This window comes from Flectobacillus roseus (assembly GCF_030056595.1).
Lineage (GTDB): Bacteria > Bacteroidota > Bacteroidia > Cytophagales > Spirosomataceae > Flectobacillus > Flectobacillus roseus.
Genome location: NZ_JASHIF010000009.1, coordinates 154,218 through 178,449, shown reverse-complemented (window position 1 = coordinate 178,449; position 24,232 = coordinate 154,218). Strand labels below are relative to the sequence as shown.

Annotated in this window: 30 protein-coding genes; 6 read left to right on the top strand and 24 right to left on the bottom strand. The window is 39.4% G+C overall.

The features are described from left to right. Nucleotides 1-10: 10 nt before the first annotated feature. The 19 genes from QM524_RS11645 to QM524_RS11555 all read right to left on the bottom strand — a co-directional run bounded on the left by QM524_RS11645 (nucleotide 11) and on the right by QM524_RS11555 (nucleotide 13,519). A complete protein-coding gene (locus QM524_RS11645) occupies nucleotides 11-706 on the bottom strand; it encodes a hypothetical protein (protein WP_283344726.1) in 696 nt (231 codons plus the stop codon). Between the two features lie 89 nt (nucleotides 707-795). Then, nucleotides 796-1,806 (bottom strand): hypothetical protein, encoded by a 1,011-nt coding sequence (locus tag QM524_RS11640; RefSeq protein WP_283344725.1) that lies wholly within the window; start codon nucleotides 1,804-1,806, stop codon nucleotides 796-798. A gap of 68 nt (nucleotides 1,807-1,874) precedes the next feature. Beyond that, nucleotides 1,875-2,423, bottom strand: coding sequence for a hypothetical protein (locus tag QM524_RS11635; protein ID WP_283344724.1), 549 nt, complete (start codon nucleotides 2,421-2,423; stop codon nucleotides 1,875-1,877). A gap of 41 nt (nucleotides 2,424-2,464) precedes the next feature. Next, nucleotides 2,465-3,334 (bottom strand): S49 family peptidase, encoded by an 870-nt coding sequence (locus QM524_RS11630; RefSeq protein WP_283344723.1) that lies wholly within the window; start codon nucleotides 3,332-3,334, stop codon nucleotides 2,465-2,467. A 70-nt stretch (nucleotides 3,335-3,404) separates the two neighbouring features. Further along, entirely contained in the window at nucleotides 3,405-3,803 is a 399-nt protein-coding gene (locus QM524_RS11625) for a DUF1353 domain-containing protein (protein WP_283344722.1), read from the bottom strand. Further along, nucleotides 3,793-4,212, bottom strand: coding sequence for a hypothetical protein (locus QM524_RS11620; RefSeq protein WP_283344721.1), 420 nt, complete (start codon nucleotides 4,210-4,212; stop codon nucleotides 3,793-3,795). The genes QM524_RS11625 and QM524_RS11620 overlap by 11 nt, the downstream gene beginning before the upstream one ends. A 52-nt stretch (nucleotides 4,213-4,264) precedes the next feature. Then, nucleotides 4,265-6,004: a phage head spike fiber domain-containing protein gene (locus QM524_RS11615; protein WP_283344720.1), complete on the bottom strand. Its 1,740-nt coding sequence runs from the start codon at nucleotides 6,002-6,004 to the stop codon at nucleotides 4,265-4,267. A gap of 14 nt (nucleotides 6,005-6,018) precedes the next feature. Beyond that, entirely contained in the window at nucleotides 6,019-6,528 is a 510-nt protein-coding gene (locus tag QM524_RS11610; RefSeq protein WP_283344719.1) for a hypothetical protein, read from the bottom strand. Nucleotides 6,529-6,698: 170 nt separating this feature from the next. Beyond that, nucleotides 6,699-7,163, bottom strand: coding sequence for a hypothetical protein (locus QM524_RS11605; protein ID WP_283328326.1), 465 nt, complete (start codon nucleotides 7,161-7,163; stop codon nucleotides 6,699-6,701). 593 nt (nucleotides 7,164-7,756) lie between these two features. Continuing rightward, entirely contained in the window at nucleotides 7,757-8,128 is a 372-nt protein-coding gene (locus QM524_RS11600; RefSeq protein ID WP_283344718.1) for a hypothetical protein, read from the bottom strand. A gap of 10 nt (nucleotides 8,129-8,138) precedes the next feature. Continuing rightward, the gene (locus tag QM524_RS11595; RefSeq protein ID WP_283344717.1) at nucleotides 8,139-8,426 is read right to left on the bottom strand and encodes a hypothetical protein; all 288 of its coding nucleotides are present in this window, start codon (nucleotides 8,424-8,426) and stop codon (nucleotides 8,139-8,141) included. Nucleotides 8,427-8,433: 7 nt separating this feature from the next. Further along, on the bottom strand, nucleotides 8,434-8,727 hold the full coding sequence (locus tag QM524_RS11590) for a hypothetical protein (protein WP_283344716.1): 294 nt from the start codon (nucleotides 8,725-8,727) through the stop codon (nucleotides 8,434-8,436). A 3-nt stretch (nucleotides 8,728-8,730) separates the two neighbouring features. Continuing rightward, nucleotides 8,731-8,976 carry a hypothetical protein gene (locus QM524_RS11585; RefSeq protein ID WP_283344715.1) on the bottom strand — a complete coding sequence of 82 codons (246 nt, stop codon included), beginning with the start codon at nucleotides 8,974-8,976 and terminating at the stop codon, nucleotides 8,731-8,733. Nucleotides 8,977-9,039: 63 nt separating this feature from the next. Next, on the bottom strand, nucleotides 9,040-9,363 hold the full coding sequence (locus QM524_RS11580) for a hypothetical protein (protein WP_283344714.1): 324 nt from the start codon (nucleotides 9,361-9,363) through the stop codon (nucleotides 9,040-9,042). Then, nucleotides 9,353-9,547, bottom strand: a complete 195-nt coding sequence (locus QM524_RS11575) for a hypothetical protein (protein WP_166549083.1) — start codon at nucleotides 9,545-9,547, stop codon at nucleotides 9,353-9,355. The genes QM524_RS11580 and QM524_RS11575 overlap by 11 nt, the downstream gene beginning before the upstream one ends. A gap of 113 nt (nucleotides 9,548-9,660) precedes the next feature. Further along, nucleotides 9,661-12,639, bottom strand: coding sequence for a primase-helicase family protein (locus QM524_RS11570; RefSeq protein WP_283344713.1), 2,979 nt, complete (start codon nucleotides 12,637-12,639; stop codon nucleotides 9,661-9,663). A 2-nt stretch (nucleotides 12,640-12,641) separates the two neighbouring features. Then, entirely contained in the window at nucleotides 12,642-12,914 is a 273-nt protein-coding gene (locus tag QM524_RS11565) for a hypothetical protein (RefSeq protein ID WP_283344712.1), read from the bottom strand. Beyond that, entirely contained in the window at nucleotides 12,911-13,192 is a 282-nt protein-coding gene (locus tag QM524_RS11560) for a hypothetical protein (RefSeq protein WP_283344711.1), read from the bottom strand. Before QM524_RS11560 ends, QM524_RS11565 begins: the two co-directional genes overlap by 4 nt. Nucleotides 13,193-13,207: 15 nt before the next feature. Next, complete coding sequence (locus QM524_RS11555) at nucleotides 13,208-13,519, bottom strand: hypothetical protein (RefSeq protein ID WP_283344710.1); 312 nt, start codon at nucleotides 13,517-13,519, stop codon at nucleotides 13,208-13,210. Nucleotides 13,520-13,638: 119 nt separating this feature from the next. Here QM524_RS11555 and QM524_RS11550 point away from each other — a divergent pair, with 119 nt between their 5' ends. Together QM524_RS11550 and QM524_RS11545 are read left to right on the top strand one after the other, a co-directional pair. Next, a complete protein-coding gene (locus QM524_RS11550; protein WP_283344709.1) occupies nucleotides 13,639-14,010 on the top strand; it encodes a helix-turn-helix domain-containing protein in 372 nt (123 codons plus the stop codon). 48 nt (nucleotides 14,011-14,058) lie between these two features. Further along, nucleotides 14,059-14,535: a tellurite resistance TerB family protein gene (locus tag QM524_RS11545; RefSeq protein ID WP_283344708.1), complete on the top strand. Its 477-nt coding sequence runs from the start codon at nucleotides 14,059-14,061 to the stop codon at nucleotides 14,533-14,535. A 168-nt stretch (nucleotides 14,536-14,703) separates the two neighbouring features. Here QM524_RS11545 and QM524_RS11540 read toward each other — a convergent pair whose 3' ends face one another. Next, a complete protein-coding gene (locus QM524_RS11540; RefSeq protein ID WP_283344707.1) occupies nucleotides 14,704-15,669 on the bottom strand; it encodes a phytanoyl-CoA dioxygenase family protein in 966 nt (321 codons plus the stop codon). Between the two features lie 318 nt (nucleotides 15,670-15,987). On the opposite strand from QM524_RS11540, the gene QM524_RS11535 reads away from it, so the two are divergent. Continuing rightward, nucleotides 15,988-16,623: an AlbA family DNA-binding domain-containing protein gene (locus QM524_RS11535; RefSeq protein ID WP_095162503.1), complete on the top strand. Its 636-nt coding sequence runs from the start codon at nucleotides 15,988-15,990 to the stop codon at nucleotides 16,621-16,623. Between the two features lie 245 nt (nucleotides 16,624-16,868). On the opposite strand, the gene QM524_RS11530 is transcribed toward QM524_RS11535, so the two are convergent. Then, nucleotides 16,869-17,876 carry a LacI family DNA-binding transcriptional regulator gene (locus tag QM524_RS11530; protein WP_166577047.1) on the bottom strand — a complete coding sequence of 336 codons (1,008 nt, stop codon included), beginning with the start codon at nucleotides 17,874-17,876 and terminating at the stop codon, nucleotides 16,869-16,871. 391 nt (nucleotides 17,877-18,267) lie between these two features. On the opposite strand from QM524_RS11530, the gene galK reads away from it, so the two are divergent. Both galK and QM524_RS11520 read left to right on the top strand, forming a co-directional pair. After that, on the top strand, nucleotides 18,268-19,419 hold the full coding sequence (galK, locus tag QM524_RS11525; protein ID WP_283344706.1) for a galactokinase: 1,152 nt from the start codon (nucleotides 18,268-18,270) through the stop codon (nucleotides 19,417-19,419). 86 nt (nucleotides 19,420-19,505) lie between these two features. Beyond that, a complete protein-coding gene (locus QM524_RS11520) occupies nucleotides 19,506-20,543 on the top strand; it encodes a UDP-glucose--hexose-1-phosphate uridylyltransferase (RefSeq protein ID WP_283344705.1) in 1,038 nt (345 codons plus the stop codon). A gap of 84 nt (nucleotides 20,544-20,627) precedes the next feature. Here the strand turns inward: QM524_RS11520 and QM524_RS11515 are convergent, their stop codons facing one another. Together QM524_RS11515 and QM524_RS11510 are read right to left on the bottom strand one after the other, a co-directional pair. Further along, a complete protein-coding gene (locus tag QM524_RS11515; RefSeq protein WP_283344704.1) occupies nucleotides 20,628-21,611 on the bottom strand; it encodes a c-type cytochrome in 984 nt (327 codons plus the stop codon). A gap of 210 nt (nucleotides 21,612-21,821) precedes the next feature. Next, nucleotides 21,822-22,856, bottom strand: coding sequence for a threonine aldolase family protein (locus tag QM524_RS11510; RefSeq protein ID WP_283344703.1), 1,035 nt, complete (start codon nucleotides 22,854-22,856; stop codon nucleotides 21,822-21,824). Nucleotides 22,857-22,976: 120 nt separating this feature from the next. On the opposite strand from QM524_RS11510, the gene QM524_RS11505 reads away from it, so the two are divergent. After that, the gene (locus QM524_RS11505; RefSeq protein ID WP_283344702.1) at nucleotides 22,977-23,831 is read left to right on the top strand and encodes a DMT family transporter; all 855 of its coding nucleotides are present in this window, start codon (nucleotides 22,977-22,979) and stop codon (nucleotides 23,829-23,831) included. Here the strand turns inward: QM524_RS11505 and QM524_RS11500 are convergent. Next, entirely contained in the window at nucleotides 23,807-24,163 is a 357-nt protein-coding gene (locus tag QM524_RS11500) for a glyoxalase (RefSeq protein ID WP_283344701.1), read from the bottom strand. The genes QM524_RS11505 and QM524_RS11500 overlap by 25 nt on opposite strands. Between the last annotated feature and the right edge of the window lie 69 nt (nucleotides 24,164-24,232).

The following is a 24,232-nucleotide window of genomic DNA, read 5'->3' as shown; positions in this document are numbered from 1 at the left end:
GGTTAAACACCTATACCAATACAGGTACGTTGACAGTTGGCCCCAAAATCGGAGGCGCTAGGTTCAAGCCATCAACCTCCATCTTTAGGGTAAATTCACGCTTGTCGCTACCTTTTAGCCCAGTAGTATGGGTTTCTTTCATCGAAAAACCATCTTCAGAGTGCGCATACACCACCATTTGATTATCACCATGTTTGGCAATCAACACAAAACGCATATTTAGGTACTTACGCAAAGCCAACCATTGTTCTGAGCCATAGCCCGAAACCTTACTTTCGGCCATGTGCTTGTAAGATTGGTGTCCCTCGTCACCTTCCTTAGCGTAGTCTGCTTTGGCGGTTTTATCGGTAAACTCAATTTCTGCAAAAGCCTTTCCTGGCTTGAGGGGAATCGTTCCAGTTAAATACCCATTGGCATCCACGTCGGATTCTTCTGGCCATGCACGGGTAAAGTCTTCGCAACTAGCTGCCAACCATTTTTTGTTTCCACCGGGATTGGTCTTATTACAGGGCGAACGCTTGACGGTGGTAAGCGAAAGACAAAAAAGCCAAGAAGGAGATAGCCCCACGGGACTCGCTTGAGCCATAGCCGAAGTAACAGCCCCAACCGCCAAAAGACCCTCGATAGGATTGGTAGTACTCATAAAGTCAAGGCCAAGGGCAAGAGCCATGACACTAAATGCAAAAATTAAAAGCTTTTGTTTCATTGTATGGATTGAATTTGTGGGCTACTTATTCGGTAGCCCAGTGTAGAAAATCGCTTTTCAAGGGTTGCCTTTCGTCCTAGAGCAACTAATTATTTGGAGTTCATCACAATCAGACGACCATCGGCATAGTCCACGCCGCCTTCGCCGTCCAAGAAAATCTTGATGGCACGGTCTGCCTTTTCGACTTCCATCGATGCCACGTCTTCTGGCGCACCTTCAGGAGCCAAATAAAACAAGTTACCTGAAGGCGTCCAAAGGTGCTTGTCGGTACCATTGAACATTGGACGGTATTTGATAGTGGTGTTTGGCAATAATACCAATTTCCAATTGTTACCATCCTTAAATACTACTTGGTTACCTGCCGTAATTGGCAATGCCGAAACAGCATTAATCATCATAGCGTAGTGCTTGAATGGCATGTAATAAGTCGCATTCTCTTCTACATACTCCTGAAGTACCTCAGAACCTACAATGGCATCCACAATCTTTTGGATTTCGGACAAGATATTCGCTTGAGTAATGGTAGCCGCTGCCGTTACCATATTGCTTACTGGAATATCGCCAATACCGCCGTTACCTACGGTCAATACTCCCTTGGTAACTTTAAAGCCCAACCCATCGAACAAGTTTACGCCACCAACGCCACCAGCCGCATTGTACACACCTTTGTACAAGGCATTGGTCATATCGGCACCCGAACGAGCATAGATTCTACCCATGTAGTAGTTCATTGCCTCAAAAGAGTAGATATCCGTTGGATCGGTTGGTTTTTTGTTTGCCAAATATGATTTTGACCAAGCATACAATGTTAATTCGTCCAATTTCAAATCGGCTTTAAACGGTTTGATTTCACCGATACGGCTACTTAACGAAACAACATCATTGGTAAAATTGGTAGATCCTGTACGCCCAGGTTGTAAGATTGGCGAAACAGTGTCACGCACCAATGGTACTTTGTCTTTGGTCGGGATAACCGTAAAGTCTCCATTACGTTTTTCGTCGAAACCATTAGACATTTTAAGCCCAAAAATGGTGGTGTAGTCTTTGATATTGCGTTGAAGTTCAACGTGCAAATCACTGATTTTAAATGAAGAAGCCATAAAGCTTATAAAGAATAAAAGGTGAAAAACTATTTTGAAAAGGCTTGCTTGTCAGAATACCACTAATGTTAGACCATATCTGACATTAGTTCAGGATACGCCTCTGACAAACGATTGATTTCGGCTACACGAGCCGCATCCTTTTCTGCTGTACGGCTTACTCTTTGGTTCGTAGGAGGTACACCAGTGTTTTCAGTTTGGATGGCTACATTACGAGGACTTTGAGCAGTTCTAAACTCCGTCAGCTCTTTGTTATCAGCTTTCAAAGTTTGGTTTTCTGTTTTCAAGCTCTTTACCTCAGTTTGTAGTGCTGCCAATTGCTGTGCTATTGTTTCCAAACTCATTTGCTCGGTTGGTTTCGCTGAAGCTTGAGCTTCTGGTGTCACCGTTTGGGCTGTAGGAGCTGTTCCTTGAGAGGCATTTCCTGTATTTGCCTCTACAGTAGTGGCAGAGGCTTGAGCATTTCCTTGAGAGCCGTTGGCCTCCAACATTGATTTAACGGCCTGTTCGTCAGCCGTCATCGCACTTTCGATATCCTTGGCCATGCTTTCATGTAGGTTTGGATTACCTACTAATTTGCCCATAGCCTCACGAAGTTTTTTGAATTGAAAATCCATAGGTATAAAATAGTTAAAAATGAAAATATCCTGGTTAATTGCTACGCACCACGTTTGTACTGAATACCCAGTACATCGGCACGTTTAAGGGCATCCATAAATGGCAGAATCCCATCTACGAAGCCCATTTTAACAGCTTCTTTTCCGTAGAAAATACCGCCTCCTGGGTCTTCGGTTAGGCCTGTACGTTTGGCTTGAACTTCCCCTAAAAACACTTTACGAGCGTTATCCACCAATTGCTGTTCTTGTTGAAGTGCCTTTTGTTGCATTTCACCCGCAAAAGATTCCAAGCCGTTCAAAGGGTTTTTATCTTCCGAACCTTTACTACGAATAATGGCGTATTTCTCTCCAGCCTTTTCGTTGGCCTCTGATACATCACGATAAATAGACATAATACCAATACTGCCCACGGCTGTAAACTCATTTTCGATATAGCATTCTTTACATTGCGACAAATACCAAAACGCCGCAGAGGCTGCCATATTAGAGCCCCATCCAAGGATTGGTTTGGGCGATGTTCGGATGGTTGCTGCTAAACCTTGAGCACCATTCACGGCACCACCGGGACTATCTATTCGCAAGAGCATAGAGTTTACCAAGGGATTACCGTTACAGATATCTATCTGTTGAGCTACCCACTCTGTCCCATCCTGATACCAATCCGAATAACGCTGTGTAGCGCCTCTGATGGTAATCATGGCAACTAGTCCATCTTTGCCCTCGGCAGTCTGTATGCCAAGCCATCCAAGTTCTCGTTGGGTATAATTATTGATTTGAGCAGAGGCAAACATCTTGACAGGCTCTTTGGTGATCTGACGAGTTTCGGTTACCTGCCCAGCCTTGTGAGATTGCAGAAATTGGAGATAAGTAAACGTGTCTATTGCTAGGGGTTGTCCGATTAAATGTAACATAGGTGTAAAACGTAGTACTTTTAAGTTTTCTTCAGGGCGAAATTGTGCTAAATAATCTTTAGTCAAAAGGTTAGAATTTAGATGCTCTCCAAGCCTTTCGACCAAACCACCGTACCATCAAATACATGATATAATGGCGCAAAGTATTTTTGGGGTCTACCCGATTAGCCAAAAATAGGAACTGTTCGTCCGCAAACTTTCGAGCCGCTTTTTCGCCTATTTCCTTCTGTCGATACTGAAGGTCATACAAAAAATCATGCACCACAGCCGCACGGTTGTATTTGCCGATGGGCGGAAAAGCCGACCACAAACATCTGGGTACACTAGCAAAGTCGGTTACATAACCCGCATTGATAATGAGTTTGGTACCATCGCTCAAGTGTTCCTCCAGTGGTTCATAAAGCTCCCACCAATCTGATTTGTCGGTGGGAGCTTCACGATACTTTACAATCAATGGACTATTCGACATCAGTAACCGAAAGTCTGAAATCTGCCAAACTTCCTTCGAAGCCAAAGCCCTGAAGAGCCTCATTGATAGCCTCTAACAATTCGGTTTGTTTGGTGGCTCTGTACTGTTCAATAAGCAAATACAGCGCAAACGGAATAACCTTAGACCCGTTATCGAAATTTACTGGAGTAGTAAAATTCGCAATGGATTCCTCCAATACAGGTTTACCCGATTTTAAGACTGGAGCACCTGTTTCAGGGTTTAGCTTCGGAACCATCTTGATGTACTTTTCGCAAAGGATTTCGAATTGAATTTCGCAAAACTTTTCGCCCTCATTCTCAAACATATCACGTTTGAGGGAGTAGCGCATAGAGGTCGGAATTACGGGTACTGTGTAAGGTACCGCAATGTTGATGGTGGCACGTTTCATAATAAGTGTTGAATTAAAAGGTATAGAGCTGGCACCATTGGCCAGCTCAAGTTTAATATTCGAATACTGGAGTAATGGCGTAGGTCAATGTTTTACCCACAGGTGCTGTAAAGGTCAGTGCATTATCCGTTCCAGCGGTACAGCTTGAGGCTGGTTGTGCGGTGATGGTACACCCAGAGCTATCCACGATTTCAAAAGTAAAATCATATCCTCTACGGATATTTCTAGTTACTGAAGCCCCTGTGCCATCTACTGAAAATTCCTGTCTGCTTTTTGCCGCCAAAAGTGTATTCTTGTCAATAAAAGCGGAATTTGAGAAGTCCATTTTACTGGAGTACTTTCTGTCGGTATTGGACAACTGCTTTGACTCGGTATCCGAAAGGGTACGTTTGTAGAAATAGATATTCTTAACAATCAAAATACCTTGAGAGAATATTTTAACTCTATCAATATTTTGAGGCATATCAACAGTGTTATCTGTGTTGATTAAAGCCCCATTCAAATACATAGTGGATACATTGTAGCCAAAATTTACAACCACATTGTTAAGTGTTGCCACAGGTGTATTCGAAATCATAGATGCTGTTGTTGTGCCATCTTTGATATTGTCATATCTACAGTTGCTTTGAGTAGCCACGATTCTAGCAACATTCCATCCTGTTGTATCTGGTCCTCTAAGTTCACAAACAGTACATTCATTTGCTCCGATAACAGTGTATGACAAAGCAAGCGCTCCTTCTTTATAGCTATCAAATACTTTTGCAAAAGCATTTGATGCCATATTGAAGACCTCAGCATCACGAGTTACCGCTACGGCAGAGGTTGGGATATATGAAGTAGAGTAACTACCCTCTTCTAACTGGGTCATTCCAACAGTAAACGTTTCTATTTTATCTACTGGACCAGCATGTAACAAGGCGGTATCCTCATCGGTTGCTACCGTAAATGAAATTTCATGTTTGTAAACTCCAATAGCTAACTGAGTGATAACGAAATTATTCAGGATACGCATCACCACACCACCGTTAGACTTTACCAATCTGATATAGCCTATATTCGTGCTAGAAGAAAGGTAACTATAGGTGTAAGTCTTACCAAATGTTACAGCCGCCACTTTAGCCACAAAGGCGTTTGCAATAGCTGAATTGGTAAAAGTATGGGCACTGTAACCCAATAAAGTAGATGCCCCAACATAAGAAGTACTCCCGCCTCTTGTCCAAGTACTGAGGTCAGTCGAATAAGTCAATAGGTTAGTACGGCTTGGCTCAATTAACAAGCCAAGAGACTCCAAAGTCATTGCATTATGGATAAATCTCGGTTGGTTAGCAGACGCCACACGAAGTACTCCATTTTTATCAATGTAGGTAGCGATACTATTTCTGGTAAAATAGCTTGCATCAATCATTCTGGCATTAGCGAAGTCCAAGACATGAGCTACTTTCTGTGTTGGTCTTTGAAAACCTTTCACCACCGTATCCAGATTGGTAGAGGTTTCATTCAACTGCTTTCCAACAGTATTAGCAGGGTAGTCCGTTCTAGCAGGGTTATGAGTAATTTCCTCAGACGCATACGCATGAATCAATGATGGGTCTATTTGACTTGGAGCATAGGAATCTCCAACAGTTGTGTACGTAGTGTACAAGAAGTCTCGAAGCTCGTCTTCGGTATTGTAGATTTGTACAAGGGTTGCTTGAGAAAGGTCGTTGCTCAAGATAATCCCATTGTAGGAGTTGCTAGATTGTACAGCGATTTTGCCGTTATATTCGGGTTTTACCCGTACTACCATTGCCATAGGAGTATAAAAATTTATAAGGTGACAAACTGAGAATTGACAGTAAAAAGAGAAATCCCATCTGTATAATAAGATGGAGCTGGAGTGAGTGTAGAAAACTGCACTTGCCAGGTGTTGGTAGATTCTTTGTTGATACCTACCAATTTTAAAGGCTGTTTGAGCGTACCAATAACTTTACACGTGCCGTTTTTGTCTTTTATCAGCGCTATAAGCTTTTTGCCTCTGTAGGAGTTGATGGCTATAGTCTGGTCTTTTGAATCACGAGGTACTTCGATATCAATCGTTCCTCTAAAAGCCTCCCCATGTTCGGTGGTTTCTAAGGGTTCGGAGTACATCCCATTCACAAAAGGAATGCTAACCACATCGCTTGCACTGGTGACTTCAATTCCTCCCATTGGAATATTCCATAAGCCTTTATTTACCTTGATTCCACGAACCCTCTCAACAAGAATAAGCCTGAGCTGTCGGAGCCCAGACGCATTACTTTTGCCATTGATAGACTTGGTGCCAATAAGTGTATTCATGGCTCAAATCTATGTTCAAAAAATCGAAAATGTTAGGATAGAAATAGAGGATCTACCAACACCAAAAAGCCCCCATACACGATGTACGAGGGCTTTTTGGTAAGTTAATCTAGTGGATTATAAATGACAATATGCCTAATTCATTGAATAGGTCTGAAATCTAATGAAAACTACCCCAACTTTTTTTCCAATTTTCTTCGCTGGTAGGATTGGTGATTGCGCCACATTTGGCGTAAACGTTCTGCAATTTTGCCATCATCCTCGATAGCATACTTATCCATAAAGTTTTCGACAGCGTTGTAGTCACTTACGCCAAGCTCTACAAAAACTTCACAGTGCGCCAAAAATATCTCTCTGAAATGGAATTCCAAAGCTTGTACAAATAATAATACTTTGGCAGGGTGTAAAAAATGATTCTTGAGCGAGTCGGGTAGTAGTAGTGTTACCAATGTACTTTCGTCGTGTTCTGTTCTGGGCAAGCTATGAACATAACCAATCTTCTGACAACCCAACTCGGTGAGTTTTCCTAAGAAACTTCTACGAGTCAGGTCAATTACAGACGTATCGTCACCATAGCGGCTTATCACAAACTTTCTTACATGAGGTTCCTTGATACTTATTTTGGTTTTGAGCATCTGATTAATTGTGATTTTGTACTTTTCTAATAAATTCGGAGGGTGCGATTGGCATTTCGTGTGTTTTGAATCCCTAGGGTAGAGTTGAGTTTCAATGCAAAATCGCTGTGTTTTTGTAACCGTGTGTAACTCTACTGATTATCAGGATTTTACCACAATTTATATAGCTGTAACCACTTTTCCAAATTTGTAACCAGTTTGTAACTTGTTGTAACCAGCCTTTTTCTTTCTTATTTGGTTACAAACTATTTGTAACTTTTCTACAAACTTTAGAATAAAAGATAGTTAGAATACATTGATGTAAATAAATGATAGTCAGATGGTTACAAATTTGAAAAGTTAAGCGGTTACAAAGTTACAAGGATACTCAATTTTTATGAATCAACCCTAAGAGAGTCAGAGAGAGAAGGGAACGCCAACTCAAGACGGAGAGAAATGTATTAAAAAGCGGATTGTATTTTTGTATAATATTTATAAGGTAGATTAACTAGAGTAGTGTATCGCATAAAATACCTACCCACCTACATAAAAATACCCCTGCTGTGGTTATCAGCAGGGGTAGCAGGGGATTTAGCTTAAATTGTTTTTGAGGGTCACTTTATTAAACTTGCGAGCTCTTGGGCATATAGGTAAGTTATATACTGTTGAACATCATTTGTACGATATTCTCTATTTCGCCAAGCAGACTCTATTTCATAAATCCACTGTTCTAAAAGTTCGATTTTAAATGGAACTTCGCCATCATAAAAGACTACTTCATTTACAACTAAATTTTCGTAATAATTTTCGTAATCTTCATATTGCTCGTCAATTTCCTCTTGTGTTAATCTATACACATCAATTTTACTGATATAATTGAAAATTGACTCTACATTAAATTCAATTTCATCAACAATATGTCCCCGCTTTTGGGGTAGAATCTTTAGTTTCTCTTTAATAAAATTCTCTATTTCAGTTTTCATCATACACAAAGTTTTAGTTTAGGTCTGAATAAACCACCCTAGGTTCATCTTTGCCAGTGCTTATGCGAACTCCATGTTCATTAGAGTAAAAGACATTCACATTAATACTTTTGAGGCTCCCATCCTTATTTAGAAGCTCTTGATACATGATTCTGTTATCGGCTATTTGGGTTCCCTCACATCCAATAGTGATATCATTCAAGTAACCCTTCGAGCCATTAAAGCTCACGGTAAATTTATTTCCTGTTGCCTTATACCCCATGGTCACAATGGCATTTACAACAGCCAAGCTTTGAATCATCGGTAGCTTAAATTTTATTAATAATTGCTCTTTCATGATATTCTGAGGTTTTATTCAAACGATGGGTGTTGTCAACAATCTCAAAGCCGACTTCATTAATCTCCAATAACCCTGGTCGAGTGACTAAGTGTTGCTTCACACTTGGAAAGGCTTTTTCTGCCTCGTTAGCATTACCTTCAAAAATATCTAATAATGCCTCCTTTACTTTTTCAAAGAATATCGTTTCGTCTACGTGCTCCTTGTTTAAGACAGTCCTCATAGGACCTACATTTGACATTTTACAGACAATATATGTTTTCATTTTCTAGCTGTTTAAATACGATTTATAGATGGTTTCTTTACTGACGTGTATCAAAGCTTCTTCATCAACCTGAGCTTTGAATACCTCAAACGATATGTATTTGCTCTGGTCTTTGCCGTACTCCCAGAGGTCTACATAAAACTCCTGGGCGCTCTCAAGGAAGTCTATCCCTATCAGCAAAAATATTCGCTGACCTTTTTGGTCTCTCCACCAAGTACCACGTCTAAATTGTGCTGCTATTATATCCATAGGTAGTAAATGATTGTGCTCCAAATCAGAATGGACAATAGTATAATTACTCTCCAGCACCATTTACTTACTGTTAGATCTCTTTTTGTCTTCATCTTTTTTACGGTGTTTTGATGAGTTCAAATGCCCCGCCCAGCTTTGTGGTGTATGAAAAGTTTTGCCACAGCAGGTTTTGGCTTTAAAAGTATATTTCTCCAAGTGTTCTGGCGTTTTTGGCTCATAGGTAGGCTCTGGAGGTATATGCCCCAAGTCCTGCTTAATCTCTCTGACAATACCCTCAGCTTGGGTTAGCATCAACAACAATACAGACTTTCGGTAAGAAGTAGTCTGAAGCTCGTCAAGATACTTCTGAAGAAACTTGACTCTTGCAGGCAGGTTATTCGTCATTGGCTAGTATCGGACAAAGTTGATAACCACGTTCCCATAATTCAGCCAATACCTTTTGTACCTTTTTCTGGCTGACTTCTTCTATTTCCTCGAAGTTCTCCATCAGTACGTCTGCCATATCGTCCTCGATGTTTGGTAATAGATTGTAATGCTCTCTGAGTTTTTTTCTTTCGTCTTGTGTCATTTTCTTAACTTTGGTTTGGTTAATAATTTTTAATCAGGGTGGCCATGCTGTGGAGCTTTGTCCGGCAAGATTTCGACTCCTCAGCATTGGCCACTTATTCTTATCATACTGTACTAGAATGGTAAGCTCTTTTTCTCTGGTAGTCCTCGGCTCGTAAGATCGGTACCAGGTGTTTGTATATAGAAATGTTCTATTGACTGCGGTTTGGGTAATTCTATGGTAGACCAGGACTTTATCTTATTATCATATACCTCTCTGGTAGCACACTTGATATTAATCCTTCTATCTTCCTGTATATGTTTGGCATCAAGTGGGTTCAATGTCCAGTTTTTCATTCTACAGTACATCACAATCTTGTCTTTGAAGGTGGCCGCTGTGATATCACTGCTTACTTCCATTTTATAGGTTTCAAAGATTTTATACCTTGGTATGTAGCAGTTAAGGGTTTCGTTATCCTCCTGAAAGTACATATTAGCCCACTGTAAGAAATTAGGTCCCAATTTGTTGCGGTAGGTATTCGCCATGATTTCAGACATAGGAGGCTCCACTTTACCGTACTCCATAAATGCCTGAATACATTGTGCTGCCATATTCATAAAGGCATTCCATTCGTCACGGTTAAAATGCTGGAAAAGGCTTTTCCCAAACTCATCTATAGGTCTACGGACTTCCCTATACTCGCCAGTACTGTTGTAGTGATAGTAATCCGAAAACGCCAAAAACCACAATCGACGAAGTGTACTGTCGTCTGAGTCCATCGGTGGAAAATTGCTTGAGATATGGAGCTTTGGCGTATCCTTAAACATCAAGTTGTACGACTTGGTACCCTTGGGGTTTACCTTCATAAAGGTGGTAACAAGGGCAAAGAAAAACGGGAAATCCAAGTACTTCGCACCATCATCTACCAAGAGGTAATCGGTATGCTCCGTTACGTTTTCATAGATATGTCGGTTTTTGGTAAGGTCTTTTTCTCGTCCATCTAGGGTTTCGTACTGCATCAGGTGCATAAGGCTTTTACCGAAAATAGATTTACCAGTACCACCCTGCGATTTTTCAGAATCACGCATGACATAATCCAAACTCCACACACAGTAGGTATTGGCATCATCCTTTTCACGATGCAAAAAATACCCATAAGCGCAAAGCTTGGCTATGAGGTGTTGCATCTGTTCCTTTTGCTGTTCAGGTTTTAATAATGGACCAGCTATTGAGAATTGGTGCTTTTTACGATAGGCTTCTTTGTCCAAGCCTGAGCGGTCAAGATTATCTTCCAGCTCGTTGCGCCAGTAGATTCTTGAGGTGTTAATCAAGAAGTTTAAGAAAGGGTTATCGTTTCGCAATATGTCGATAATTAAGTCTCCCTCTTCGTCTTTACGGATTTTGAAGTAGGGTTCATTCCGTTTTACTTCCAGCTCCAAATCGTTACCATGTTCGTCAAAACACAAAGGTTTTATTACCTCATTTTCCCACACATATCTATCAGCTTTTTGGGCTTTGATAACCTCGATATCGTTTTTGGTAACTCGCCAAACCTCATTTTTGAAGAACATAAATTGCGTATTGCGGTCGTGATCCTTAAACTCCAAAGTGATTTTGGGCAGACGACTAAAAGTAGATTCGCTAATGTCCTTCGAGCGGATAAAGGCATCCAACAGTTCAGGTTCGGCATGAATGCTTTCCAAGAAATTATCAATAAACTCCTTGATTTCTTCGACCGTTACCGACTTGACGATATTCTTGTCTATTCTGACATACTGAAACACGCCAGCTCTGGTGGCTATCTGGGCAAAGCCATTGCGATACAAGAAGTTGAGTAATACTTTTGGGCGTCCACTGTATTTATAGACCTCTTTACCCTCTACAATTTTGGGTAAACCTTTCGAGTCTAAAGCCTTTACTTTATTCCAAAACCTAAATGGATAAGATACATTTAAAAGATTACGGAAGTCATTGGCTCCGTAATGGTTCAGGTAGTCTCGTACATCCTTGCAGTATTTAGGGCGGTTCTCATCGTCAAACTTCCCTGTTTTGATATGACGTAGGCTATCAGGTAAATAAATCGTATGGATATCCAAATGATACATGGCCAGCTCAAAAGCTTTTGATTTGCCAGTGGCATCTATGTCTGGCAAATTGTACACCCTATGAGCCCATCCCTTCAGCTTTTTGATATCGATATTCCAGGGCTTTACGGTTTCGGAGTTGAACCACACCACCTCAAACCCTAGCGCTGCCACATTGAGGGCATCGCTACCACCAGTACAGATAATAATATCCAGAAGCTTTACTTCTTCTTCATCATCGCCATTGGCATAGCGCTGTACATTGGCGTACATTTTCGCAATACGAGACTCCCCAAACATATAGTTTTGGGGTTTGTCACCATAGCTTACAAATCTACGAGAAGGGTCACTTTTAAGCGGTTCATAAAACTTTTGCCATGTACCCTCATTGTACATAAAAATAGGGTAGGACTCCGTAGAGTAGAAAGTATGCACTACCTTCTTGCCAGTTTCCTTGTCACGCCCCACAAGGCTCGACGACTCCAATACAAACAAATTATAACGCTCAAGTAGTACCATAGCGTTACGATAGGCGGTATCGTCGGCTTGCTCGTCGTTTTTGGAATCCTGCTTTTGCAAATAGCTCCATACATACTTAGAAAAAAGAATCTTGAGGTGGCTCAATAAAGGTTTTTCCTGAATTACCCACGAGCGTTTACCGATTGGATCTGATTCCTCAGCATCTGTTTTGCGGTATTCAGGTTTGGGTTTGGATGTGGCCACACCCAGCGTTTTAGAAGCTATATTGAAAGTTTGTTCTATCCATCTGCATGCGCCCCTAAAGTCAAGATTTTGCTCAGTCATTACCAAGTCGATAGGACTGTACATCTTATCGCCAAAATCATTGACATAGTAATGTTTACGGCCTTCGTTGAAATATAAAGTAGCACTTGGGGTGCGTTCGTCTCTAATGCTAAACTTATGGTTCTTTTCCCTGGAGGCTTTTTCAGCTTCAGGGAAAAGTTCTACTATGATATCGAGACCTCCGTTTGTATGTTGATAGTATTCTTCTACTGTGATATAAGACATTTTCAGATAGGGGCTTGTTGTGTTTCAGAAAGTTGCATTAAGTGCTCAAGCATATTTTCGAAGCGTTGTTTATAGTCCAACCATATCTCCAAATCTTCGTCTGCTCCACTAATGCCCCAAGCCTTATCTTTATGGGCTCTGCCAATACAAGTGTTCAGAAAGTCCAACTTGTTTTTACAAATCTCGATAGCCGCAGGGCAATCGTCTTGCGAGAGCTGCCCCGCCAGATAAAGGCGCAACAATTGATAGCTAGTAGTATGTGAGGTAACAGTCATTGTATTTGGAAATTAAAGCCGATGGTATGGATACGTTGAAAAGAATTACACTGTGGGTTCCAGATTTTTTCGGAGAAAAAGGCATGAGAGTATAGCTCCGAAGGCCAATCGTTAACCGAGTTCCAGTAGTTAAATTGTTGATAAACAGTAAATTCACATTCCCAGAATCCACCACCTAGGTGTTTGATATTTACCTGAGACCCTTGCGAAAAGGCCATAAAGGTTCTGGCAAACTCCTGAATCGTCCGTGGAGTTTGCAAAGACGTAGCTTTGTTCATTATTGTAAGTGGGGGTTACATTTTGATGTTTAAGCGAGCTTTAATTACCTCAAGAGTGCTGGTGTCTTCTTCAAGTTTTGATAAGTACAATTTAATTGTATCAACGACTCTCTTTGTTACTACTAGGGAGGCTCTATTTGCCTTGGCATTTTGAAAGTCAAAGAAACCTTTTTTTGTACCAAAGTATGGATCTACAGATTCAAGTCCTTTTAAAAGACTCCTTTCTAAGTTATTGTTTAACAATAAATTACTTAGCTCTCCTCTCCAATATTCCACTGAAAAATGATTTTCAGTAGTTCCCGCTTGATAAGTTTCAAAATTTTCCATGATGTTCGGTTCTAATAAATTGTTATATTTACTCATTAGATTTTAGTTAGTAAAAACTACTTTGTAAAAGTAAAATTTATTTTTACTTTATCCAAGCGTGTTTTACAAAAAATATTAACATGAACGAAAATTTTGCATCTCGTATAAAGAAGCGCAGGGTTGATTTAGGACTTACACAGGACGAATTGGCGCAAAAAATACATAATACATCTAAACAAACTATTTCTAATTGGGAGAAAGGAGTATCCAAACCAAAATATGATGAATTAGTAAGTTTAGCAGCAGCACTTCATACAACAGTTGGGTATTTAGTTGATGGGGTTCAGCCAGTAGCTCAAAATGAGCCACCTACTGGTTTTCTACTAGTAGAGAAAGATGAGCTTATAAAAATGCAAAGACGCATGATAGAGCTACAAGAGCAGATAATTGAAAAACAAGCCCAACAGAATCAAGCTATTTCTACACCTTCGGAAAATTCTGTTCTTAGGTGAAAATTGAAAGCGTAAATTATTTTTTAACATCTATAAACATACAATTAAATGGGAATCTTTGATAAGTTTTTCAAGAATGCATCTAGTGAGTCTAAGTTTGTTTACACTCCAAAATCAGAACAAGAAGCATGGGTTGCAATTCTTTATGCTTGTGCAGGAGCTGAAGGAAATGTATCTGACGTTGAAATTGAAAAAATTTCATCAGTAGTCGTTTTAAAAACCTTGTTTAATCCTTACAAAACTCAACTCGTACCAACACTTTTTAAACCTGTGGTTGATGCTTTTAAACAAGTTGGTTCAAAAGCCTTAATTGATAGCAGTGCTCCATTAATTGCTGACGATAATAAAGCTACTCTATTCTGTTTAGTATTTGATTTATTACTTGCGGATGGTACACTTGGTGAAGGTGAAAAGGAAATTGCTGAATATTTAATTGAAAAGTTAAATCTCGATTCAGGGATAGCAGAAAAAATAATAGAAGTACTTCTGATTAAGAATAAGTATGCTGTTGTAATTAGAGGCTAATAATTAAAAAAAAGCTGAGTGGCAGTGGAAATTCTCTATACGTCAACGAGAAAAATGCCCCATACGTTAAAATAAGCGGTATTAGTGGTAACTTTTCGGTGTTCGAATCTCTCCGTCTCCACCAAACAAAAACGCCTCTCGAAACATTTTCGAGAGGCGTTTTTTATTTTATTTGAAAAGCCTTTTAACAATCTTATCTTTTAGTTTGATGAGTTTTAAGATTTTTTTAACATCATCTAATCGATTGTTCAAAATTGCTTTGTCATTTGCTGTTTGTAATGGATTGATCACGTGCCCATTGAAGTTGGATTGAACCGATTCTCCGGTTTTAATATTCTTGAAACCATTACGCAAATATAGTTCGTTGGTTACCATGTTTGACAACATTGGCGTGTAGTAGATACAATCTTTGAAGTAATAGTGAGTTACTTGTGAATAACGAGTACTACCTTCTGCCTCTACTTTTGAACCTCCGTGAATAATATTTGAAGACCAAATCAACGCATCCCCTTTTTTAGCATAGAAAAATTTCTTATCAAATTCAGAAACATTCATGATGCTTTGCATGAAGTCTTCGTATTGTACGTAGTCGTTGTAGGTTGTATCCTCTGGAGCATCTTTGATGTGCGCAAAGTTGTATTCTGGCATACGGTGTGAGCCACTGTAGTAGAATACTGCACCATTTTCTGGAGTGACATCTTCCAATGCAACCCAAACTCCACACATAAAACGTGCAGGAATTGAGCTAAAGTGAATTGTATCTGAGTGTGCTCTTTGTTGAGACCCAAACTTGAAATTTAGGGTTTGGAATGGAATAGGCTCACGGTCGTAAAGCATTTCCAGGGTCTTCATGATAGTGTCGTTTGACGAAATCTGTTTGGTACTATCTGAATATTGCCAAAGGTCCTGAATACGAGTTTTATCTCTGTAAACAGTTACAGGAAAGTCTTCGTTAAAGCCCTTTTGATTCATATCGGCTTTTACTTGGTCGATTACATCCTCTGGAAAAACATTTCTTAATACAACAAAACCATTCTTGTTATATTCGGTCGCTAGTTGTTTCTCTTCTTCGGTGAGATTCTTGGTTTTGAGGATTTCGTTAAAAAAAGGAGATTCTACCCAAGGTAAATTCATAATATAAATGATTTATTATTTTTGATTAAACTAAAATCTTTAATAGGATTTTTTTACGGGTTCCTCTGATAGCAATTGATAGGTATATGCATTAGCCACAAAGGAAAAGACTCTACAAGATAGCTTATTTTTCTGAAATTTTGAAAAACTACTTTACATCCCACTATTTCGAAGTGATAGATCATGGTAATATGTATCTTTGTGTAAAACTAGGGAAAAGTATTGTTTCATGGAAAACAAAGCTATCCAAATTCAAAATTGATTAAAGAAAATTAATACTCTGTAAACAGCAGAATATAGCTTGTTTAATTTGATAAAATGTCAGAAATCTTAACCAAATATTTAACCCAAAGAGAGTCTTCTCAGCTTGAATTTAAAAGTAAAATTGATAGTCCTTTTAAAATAGCCCGTACTATTTCGGCATTTGCTAATACCGCTGGAGGTACTCTTTTGATTGGTATCAACGACGACCGTTCGGTAAAAGGTTGCTCGGAATTAGAAGAAATGACTAAGTTGGCAGAGGCTGCTGAGCACTTGGTTATTCCTCCTCTCGAAATTCGTTATCGTGCGATTATGTGGGAGAACAGGAAAAAAGTTCTAGTCGTTGAAATCGATGAGAGTTCTGATAAACCTCATGAAGCTTTGGACGAAAAAGGCAATCGGACTGTTTATGTTCGTGCCAATGATCAAACAACGCCTGTATCCAAAGAAATGTCTCAAATTTTGGATAAGACCGACAAAGCTGTTGAAAGTGAATTGTTGGAACAACAAAATGTAAAATACTTAATGGTATTTTTGAAGAAAAATAAAAGAGTGTCTGCAAGAGAATACGCCAAATTGGTTAATATTTCGGAATACCGTGCTAAAAAACTATTAGAGACATTAACCTATGAAGGAATATTATTGATGTTGTCCAAACAGCGACCTCCACAGTTTGTGTTAAAACAACAATAAATATCAGACTATTTCAGATTTGGGATTTCTGATTTTTTGTCGTTGTTGGTCTTTTTTGCCATTGTTGGTCTTTTGACCGACAATACGTGCGAAAGCAAGTATCAAATTTACCCTTATGAAATACAGTATTTCTACTAAAGTAAATGTTCGTTTTTATAGTCTACGAGTTTCTGATACTTGTGTTGTTGCTCAAAAGACCAACAACGGCTGAAAAAAAGCCTACAGCTCAGGCACTAAAGCCCAACTCAATGTACAATTAGCTTAGTGTTTACTACAATGTCTTCAGGTTCAAGTGTTTCCTTTTCTGCTTGGATGATTTTTAACAATAGTTGCGCCGCTTTTTCTCCCATTTGATACGCGAACTGTTCTACCGACGCTAGTGGAGGGTTATCCAAATAAGTAGTAATAGGAAGATTGGCAAAGCTTACAAACACGATATCTTTATTCGGAACAAGACCTTTTTGTTTGCAGGCTTGCATGGCATACAGTGCCACATAGTCATTGAAGCAAAAAACTGCCTCTGGCAATTCTTCACCATTCAACAGCTCAATCATTTTCTTCGTGGTATCTTCTTTACTTAAATCAGTAGATTTAATATAGTTTTGAATGATGGGAAGATTAAACTTTTTCATAGCGCCCCAATAACCCATTAGGCGCTCGTCGGAGATTTCTAAACTGGCAGGGCCATTCAGAATGGCCACTTTTTTAATGCCTTTTTTGGCCAAAAAATCTATTACTTCAAAAGCAGCATCTGCGATATTCCCTCTTACTTTATTGACGGCAACATCTTTGGGCGCTCTGTCGAAAAATACAATTGGGATACCATATTTTTCTAATTCTCTAAATTGATAATATTGGGTAGTTTCGGCCGAAATAGAAGCAATAACGCCATCGACACGGCTACTGATGAAGGATTTGATTGCTCTATTTTCTCTTTCCAGTTTATCACGAGATTGACTAACAACTACATTATAATTTTCTGCTGAAATAACATCTTCAATGGCGGTAATCGCTTGGGAAAAAAACTCTTCTTGTAAATGAGGAAGTACAACGCCAATTGTATAGGTTTTATTCTTTTTGAGCAAAATTGCCGCAGGGTTCGGAACATAATTGAGTCTTTGAGCCATTTCAAAAACCTTCTCTTTCGTTCTCAAACCAATTCGTGGATGATTTTGCAATGCGCGTGAAACGGTCGAAATCGAAATATTCAACGCTTGCGCTATATGTTTGATTGTAACTTGTGTCTTTTGCATATTTTTCAGGAAGTCCCAAGCCTAGGCTTATGGAACTGCTAAATTACAAACATTCCTGCAATAGTCTTAGTAGGATTTACGATTCCCTAAATTGTGCAAATCTGTGCAAATGTTTGATTATACCCTTTACAGCCCATTTTACTTAAGATTTGTTAAATTGAGACTTTACCCAATCGGCTATGCTAGCTTTTTGCTTAAAAAATTGATTCCTTTGAATATCCATTTGTGCCAACTGTATAAAAAAACTTTCAGATTGTGTTTTTTCAAGCTGTTTGGCCTACGGTGACAAGTAGGTTACAAGTCGAAGAGTAAAGCTTCTTGTTTGATATTCATCGAAAAGTACCAAGTCTATGTCATCTTACCTTATGCAATCTTTTTGAAACAACTTAACATGTATCCTGAATCAATCATCAAAAAATTTGTCGAAACCTTCTCGGCTGAACCAACCATTACAGTTCGTGCACCTGGACGTATCAATCTCATTGGCGAGCATACGGACTATAACGATGGCTACGTTTTGCCAGCTAGTATAGACAAGGCTATTTACTTTTCTGTTTCTCCACGTCCAGACAACGAATGTCATGTTGTTGCTTTCGATTTGGATAGTTCAACCGTTTTTTCGGTAGATAATCCTGTTGCTTCTGAGCATTCTTGGTGTAATTATTTGATTGGGGTAGTAGATGAGCTTCAAAAAGCAGGTAATCAGTTTGGTGGTTTCAATTTGGTTTTCGGAGGGGATATTCCTTTGGGCGCTGGAGTTTCTTCTTCGGCTGCAGTCGAAACAGGTCTTTCATTTGCAATCAATCATATCTATGAATTAGGCTTATCGACTTTGCAAATGGTGCAAATCTCGAAAGCTGCCGAAAATAATTTTGTTGGTGTAAACTGTGGTATAATGGATCAGTTTGCTTCAATGTTTGGCAAAAAGGATTCTGTAATCCGTTTGGATTGTCGTGATCTTTCGTACCAATATTTCCCAATTGCATTACCCGACCACGTGGTTGTTTTATGCAATACTGGCGTAAAACACTCATTGGGCGATTCTGAATATAATACTCGTCGCTTGGAATGTGAAGAGGGCTTACGCTTGATTGCAACTCAATTTTCTGAGGTTAAATCTTGGAGAGATGTGTCATTTGATATGTTGGCTCAGGTGCAGGCTTCGATGACTGATGCTGTGTATCGTCGTGCCAGATATGTGATTGGAGAAATTGAGCGTGTAGAAGTGGCTTGTGAGGCTCTTTTACAACATGACCTAGCCACTTTTGGGCAAAAAATGTATGAAACCCATCATGGTTTACAACATGATTATGAGGTTAGTTGTCCAGAATTAGACTTTTTGGTAGACCAAACCAAAGATAACGCTGCGGTCATTGGTTCTCGTATGATGGGAGGTGGTTTTGGTGGTTGTACTGTTAATATTGTCGAAAAAGCCCAATTAGACGCTCTTATTTCACAATTGACAGAGGCCTATCAAAAAGAGTATAGCCGTGAATTAGTGTATTACGTAGTCGCATTGACCAACGGAACAGAATTAGTCTAAAAAAATAATCATGTCCCTAAGTAAAATTTAGGCATGGTAAAAAACAAAAAAGCTCAAAGTATTTTGCTAACAGCTTAAAACTATTTATGAATTTCGACGAAAATCCACATCGTAGATATAACCCACTTACTGAAAGTTGGGTATTAGTATCACCGCACCGTGCCAAACGTCCTTGGCAAGGTCAGGTAGAAAAATTAGCAAATGACGAACGTCCAGCACATGACCCTGAGTGCTATTTGTGCGCAGGAAATACGCGTGCCAACGGCGAAGTAAATCCTAATTATGAGCAAGTGTATGTCTTCGATAATGACTTTGCTGCATTACTGAAAGATACGCCAGACGAAAAATATGAAGATGGCGAATTGTTTTTAGCAAAAACGGAAAAAGGTGTAGGTCGTGTGATTTGCTTTTCACCTGCTCACAACCTTACCGTTCCAGAAATGTCGGAGGAGGGAATCCGTGCTGTTGTAGATGCTTGGGTGGCGGAATACAATGTTTTAGGGGCAAAGGATTTTATCAATTATGTTCAGATTTTTGAGAATAAAGGCTTTGTCATGGGATGTTCAAACCCACATCCACATGGACAAATCTGGGCACAAAGTGGTATTCCTGATGAGCCTTTGAAAAAGCAAAACGCACAAGCTAAATATTGGGCAAAACACAATCGTTCGCTTTTGGCTGATTATTTGGAAAAAGAATTAGAGAAAAAAGAGCGTGTATTGTTTGAAAACGAGCATTTTGTAGCTTTAGTGCCATTCTGGGCAGTATGGCCATTTGAAGCCATGTTGATTCCAAAACGTAAAATGGCGCGTATCAGCGAAATGACTTCTGAGGAACGTGATGCATTAGCAAATGCTTATAAGCGTTTGACGGTGAAATATGATAACTTGTTTGAGACATCATTTCCTTATTCTGCTGGTATTCACCAAGCGCCAACCGATGGTTTGCCTCACGAAGAGTGGCATTGGCATTTTGTGTTTTACCCACCTTTATTGCGTTCCGCAACGGTTAAGAAATTTATGGTAGGTTATGAGATGTTAGCCAATCCACAAAGAGATATTTCAGCGGAAAAAAGTGCTGCAATTTTGAGAGATTTATCAGAAGTGCATTATAAAAGTATCTAGTAAGTTAGCGAATTGTGATTGAGTGTGTGAAGATGAACCATTTGAAAAGTCTCCAATCACTCAATCACAAAACGCCACAGATGCCTATATTTCAGAAGTAAATTTGACAACCTTATTTTTTACAGGTTTTATACTTTTGAGGTAGGTATAAATAGCTTCTATATCTTTTACCTTCATACCACTGTACATGGTCCAAGGCATCATAGTTTGAAATTGACCTTTGCCAACTTTTGGAGATTGGTAGGTACTATCTGCATAAGCTTTGAATCTAGCTACAAACGCTTCTTTGCTCCATTTTCCTATCCCTGTTTCAGGGTCTGGTGTAATATTGGGCGAAACCAGTGTCCCGTATCCTGGCATTGGGAATACGAACCCTCCTGCATAATCCATTCCCGGTACTTTTCCTCCTTTATCGTCTGGTTTTGTATGGCATTCTCTGCAAGAAGCTATCGTAATTAAGTATTCTCCATACTTTAGCACATCATCTTCACGAGGTTTGGACATTGCTTTAGCTTTCTGCGGAATGGTATTAATGATAAAATTCATTGGAAAATCCGAGGTAGAAGGAGGCGGTGTATTTTCAAGGGGCTTTAGTGTTCTGATATATGCGATAATATCATTGGCATCTTGAGGATCCATCGAGGCGTAATAAGGGTATGGCATAATAGGAAAAAGTGCATGTCCGTCTTTACTCACACCAGTAGTCATGGCTCTGTAAATTTCACCATCTGTCCAATTTCCAAGACCCGAAGGGGTGATATTTTTGGCAGTATAACTTCCGGGAAAGCCTAATTGATGATCGAAGGTCTCTCCGCCTTTACCTTCTGTACCTGCAATAGGAGGGGCAGCAAATAGGGTATAATCCCTCGTACTGTGACAGTCAATACAAACCGCCACGTGATTGGCCAAGTATCTACCATTTTCGATAGAAGCAGCGTTGGGTTTAATACTAATCTCAGGAGGAGGACCCACATCGGGCAGGGCAAGAGATACATAGGATAGGATGCCGACGATTCCGATTATTACTATTGCAAAGATTAATAAAAGAATTTTAGGTAGTTTTTTCATAGTTTATGGAGTTATACATTGTAGGGTTTACATGAGAAATAATCTTAAATACCTAAAAAATATATAAACATCCAATCAAACTATTTGAATCTTATTAAGTGGTATGTATTTGTAAATGAGTTGATTGTGTTGGGCTTGGTGGCAAAGGTGTATATATACGCAAAACCTTGATAAGATTCTTTTGTTAATATCTTTACCACCAATTTTTTTCTACAAAATATCTTTTTTTATTCTTGCCGAAAACTCTTCTAAATCTTGGTCTGTAAAATCCAAATGGGTTACAAAACGAACTTGATGTTTGCCAAATGTCGCTGCCTTGATACCAACTTCAGCCAATTTTTTGACATAGTCAGAAGATAGAATACCATTATCCAAGGTGAAAATCACAATATTGGTATCTACTGGTAATACTTCCAGAACCTCTGCTTTTTGAGACATTAATTCGCCAATGGCTCTTGCACGCTGATGGTCTTCTGTAAGTCTGTCAATATGATTATCTAAAGCATAAATCCCTGCGGCAGCCAAATACCCTGCTTGACGCCAACCGCCTCCCCAACGTTTACGCACACGACGGGCTTTTTTGATAAAGTCTTTTGTTCCCAATAAAACAGAACCCACAGGAATACCAAGTCCTTTGGATAGGCAAATCGACATAGAATCGAACAGTTCACCATATTGTTTTGGCGATTCTTTAGTTTCGACTAAGGCATTGAAAATACGGGCTCCATCCAAATGCAATGCCATGTTGTGAGCCGTACAAACTTCTTTAATCTTGGCAATCTCTTGAATATCATAATAGGCCCCCCCTCCTTTGTTTACGGTATTCTCTAAAGATACCAATCTCGAAATAGGATGGTGCAAGTTGTCTGGCTGAATTACATCGATAATTTGCTCAGCAGTGATTCTTCCTCTATTGCCATGAAGTAAATTCACAGATGCCGATGAGTTGGAGGCAATACCACCGCCTTCATACAAATACACGTGTGAGAGTGCATCACAAATCACTTCGTCACCTTGGTTGACATGGACATTGATGGCAATTTGATTGGTCATAGTGCCTGACGTACAGAATAATCCAGCTTCATAACCGAACATTTCAGCGGCTTTGGCTTCCAGCTTTTTGACGGTGGTATCTTCTTCAAAAACATCGTCGCCAACTTCTGCACTAAACATGGCTTCTAGCATGGCTGGCGTTGGCTTGGTAAAAGTATCGCTTCTTAATTCTAAAGGTCTTAATTCACTCATGGGATTAGTAGTTGATGATAATGTATTGTTTACAAAAATTGCTATCTAGATTTTCGGCAATTTACTTAATTTTGGAGAAGTGAAAAAATAACTACTTCTGTTTCCAAACTAATCAATACCTTGAATCAACTAACTAAAGCTTATCTGTGCCTATTACTAGGCGTATTTTGTATTGCATGGTCGGCAATATTTGTCAAAATGGCTCATGCTCCAGCGCTCACTTCTGGTTTTTACCGATACTTTTTTTGTTTTGTGGGGTTATTGCCTATCTGGTTAGTAAAAGGTGTAAAAGTACCTTCTGCGAAAACGATGAGCTGGATTGGTCTGGGTGGACTCTTATTTGTGCTGGATATGTCTTTCTGGAATATTTCTATCCTAAAAACTTCGGCTTCGGTTTCTACTTTATTGGCTAACAATGCCTCTGTTTTTGTGGGTTTGGGGGCTATGTTTTTCTTCAAACAACGTCTCTCTCGACGCTACTGGATGGGCTTAGGTGTTTCTTTGCTAGGTATTTTTATTGTAGCAGGAAAAGATTTAGCGCAGAATCAAAGCGTAGGTGTTGGGCATCTAATGGCGATTACAGCGGCGGTATTTTATGCAGGATATATGCTTGTGACTCAAAAAGTACGCGGAGGCATAGATACGGTCAATTTTATGGCATGGTCGCTCATACCGTGCATGATTCTTTCCTGGGGAATATGTTGGTTTGGTGACTGGCAGTTGCTTGGTTTTGATACCCAAACATGGTGGGCTTTTATCGCCATGGGCGTAATCTGCCATCTGGCGGGTTGGTTGTCCATAAATTATGCTTTGGGACATATTCCTGCGGCGGTGGTGTCACCAACCTTGTTGCTCCAACCCGTATTGACGGCTGTTATATCTTATTTTTTACTCAATGAAGTTTTAAGAACAGAACAAATTGTAGGTGGTCTGATTGTAATGCTTGGTATTTATTTGGTCAACAAACGCAATTGAGATTGTAGTCTCTGAACCAAAAGATTGATAAGGCGTTTGGTCAATTCTTCTTCATTTTCTAGAAAAAGTTGATATTCTTCAAGTGTAAAATGCCCTGCAATGACACCTTCGAGATAGTGCTTAAACTTCATGTCTCTTTTTACCGAATGACTAATATATTCTAGTTGTTCTGTTTCAGATAATTTGTAAAATGCTCCTTTTCTAACCGAAACATACTGTCGAAAAATAGCAAGTAATAGCTCATTCTGTTGTTTGAGGATAGGTCTGAGCGTTTGATTTTGAAAGTTTTCTAAAACAGACTCACTGGGTTGTGTAATGATTTCTGGACGCATAAATACTTTTTTATACTTTCCTAGAGTCTATACTTGCAAAGGATATTCAGGGAGAAAATGTTAATTTTT

What these genes read in the sequence shown, in the direction of transcription:
- QM524_RS11510 (WP_283344703.1), bottom strand. Translation starts at nt 22,856, where the DNA reads ATGAGTGAATTAAGACCTTTAGAATTAAGAAGCGATACTTTTACCAAG.
- QM524_RS11535 (WP_095162503.1), top strand. Translation starts at nt 15,988, where the DNA reads ATGTCAGAAATCTTAACCAAATATTTAACCCAAAGAGAGTCTTCTCAG.
- QM524_RS11620 (WP_283344721.1), bottom strand. Translation starts at nt 4,212, where the DNA reads ATGAAACGTGCCACCATCAACATTGCGGTACCTTACACAGTACCCGTA.
- QM524_RS11615 (WP_283344720.1), bottom strand. Translation starts at nt 6,004, where the DNA reads ATGGCAATGGTAGTACGGGTAAAACCCGAATATAACGGCAAAATCGCT.
- QM524_RS11580 (WP_283344714.1), bottom strand. Translation starts at nt 9,363, where the DNA reads ATGACGAATAACCTGCCTGCAAGAGTCAAGTTTCTTCAGAAGTATCTT.
- QM524_RS11635 (WP_283344724.1), bottom strand. Translation starts at nt 2,423, where the DNA reads ATGGATTTTCAATTCAAAAAACTTCGTGAGGCTATGGGCAAATTAGTA.
- QM524_RS11605 (WP_283328326.1), bottom strand. Translation starts at nt 7,163, where the DNA reads ATGCTCAAAACCAAAATAAGTATCAAGGAACCTCATGTAAGAAAGTTT.
- QM524_RS11600 (WP_283344718.1), bottom strand. Translation starts at nt 8,128, where the DNA reads ATGATGAAAACTGAAATAGAGAATTTTATTAAAGAGAAACTAAAGATT.
- QM524_RS11645 (WP_283344726.1), bottom strand. Translation starts at nt 706, where the DNA reads ATGAAACAAAAGCTTTTAATTTTTGCATTTAGTGTCATGGCTCTTGCC.
- QM524_RS11565 (WP_283344712.1), bottom strand. Translation starts at nt 12,914, where the DNA reads ATGACTGTTACCTCACATACTACTAGCTATCAATTGTTGCGCCTTTAT.
- galK (WP_283344706.1), top strand. Translation starts at nt 18,268, where the DNA reads ATGTATCCTGAATCAATCATCAAAAAATTTGTCGAAACCTTCTCGGCT.
- QM524_RS11575 (WP_166549083.1), bottom strand. Translation starts at nt 9,547, where the DNA reads ATGACACAAGACGAAAGAAAAAAACTCAGAGAGCATTACAATCTATTA.
- QM524_RS11530 (WP_166577047.1), bottom strand. Translation starts at nt 17,876, where the DNA reads ATGCAAAAGACACAAGTTACAATCAAACATATAGCGCAAGCGTTGAAT.
- QM524_RS11625 (WP_283344722.1), bottom strand. Translation starts at nt 3,803, where the DNA reads ATGTCGAATAGTCCATTGATTGTAAAGTATCGTGAAGCTCCCACCGAC.
- QM524_RS11585 (WP_283344715.1), bottom strand. Translation starts at nt 8,976, where the DNA reads ATGGATATAATAGCAGCACAATTTAGACGTGGTACTTGGTGGAGAGAC.
- QM524_RS11595 (WP_283344717.1), bottom strand. Translation starts at nt 8,426, where the DNA reads ATGATTCAAAGCTTGGCTGTTGTAAATGCCATTGTGACCATGGGGTAT.
- QM524_RS11520 (WP_283344705.1), top strand. Translation starts at nt 19,506, where the DNA reads ATGAATTTCGACGAAAATCCACATCGTAGATATAACCCACTTACTGAA.
- QM524_RS11570 (WP_283344713.1), bottom strand. Translation starts at nt 12,639, where the DNA reads ATGTCTTATATCACAGTAGAAGAATACTATCAACATACAAACGGAGGT.
- QM524_RS11630 (WP_283344723.1), bottom strand. Translation starts at nt 3,334, where the DNA reads ATGTTACATTTAATCGGACAACCCCTAGCAATAGACACGTTTACTTAT.
- QM524_RS11515 (WP_283344704.1), bottom strand. Translation starts at nt 21,611, where the DNA reads ATGAAAAAACTACCTAAAATTCTTTTATTAATCTTTGCAATAGTAATA.
- QM524_RS11560 (WP_283344711.1), bottom strand. Translation starts at nt 13,192, where the DNA reads ATGAACAAAGCTACGTCTTTGCAAACTCCACGGACGATTCAGGAGTTT.
- QM524_RS11545 (WP_283344708.1), top strand. Translation starts at nt 14,059, where the DNA reads ATGGGAATCTTTGATAAGTTTTTCAAGAATGCATCTAGTGAGTCTAAG.
- QM524_RS11555 (WP_283344710.1), bottom strand. Translation starts at nt 13,519, where the DNA reads ATGGAAAATTTTGAAACTTATCAAGCGGGAACTACTGAAAATCATTTT.
- QM524_RS11540 (WP_283344707.1), bottom strand. Translation starts at nt 15,669, where the DNA reads ATGAATTTACCTTGGGTAGAATCTCCTTTTTTTAACGAAATCCTCAAA.
- QM524_RS11640 (WP_283344725.1), bottom strand. Translation starts at nt 1,806, where the DNA reads ATGGCTTCTTCATTTAAAATCAGTGATTTGCACGTTGAACTTCAACGC.
- QM524_RS11610 (WP_283344719.1), bottom strand. Translation starts at nt 6,528, where the DNA reads ATGAATACACTTATTGGCACCAAGTCTATCAATGGCAAAAGTAATGCG.
- QM524_RS11500 (WP_283344701.1), bottom strand. Translation starts at nt 24,163, where the DNA reads ATGCGTCCAGAAATCATTACACAACCCAGTGAGTCTGTTTTAGAAAAC.
- QM524_RS11550 (WP_283344709.1), top strand. Translation starts at nt 13,639, where the DNA reads ATGAACGAAAATTTTGCATCTCGTATAAAGAAGCGCAGGGTTGATTTA.
- QM524_RS11590 (WP_283344716.1), bottom strand. Translation starts at nt 8,727, where the DNA reads ATGAAAACATATATTGTCTGTAAAATGTCAAATGTAGGTCCTATGAGG.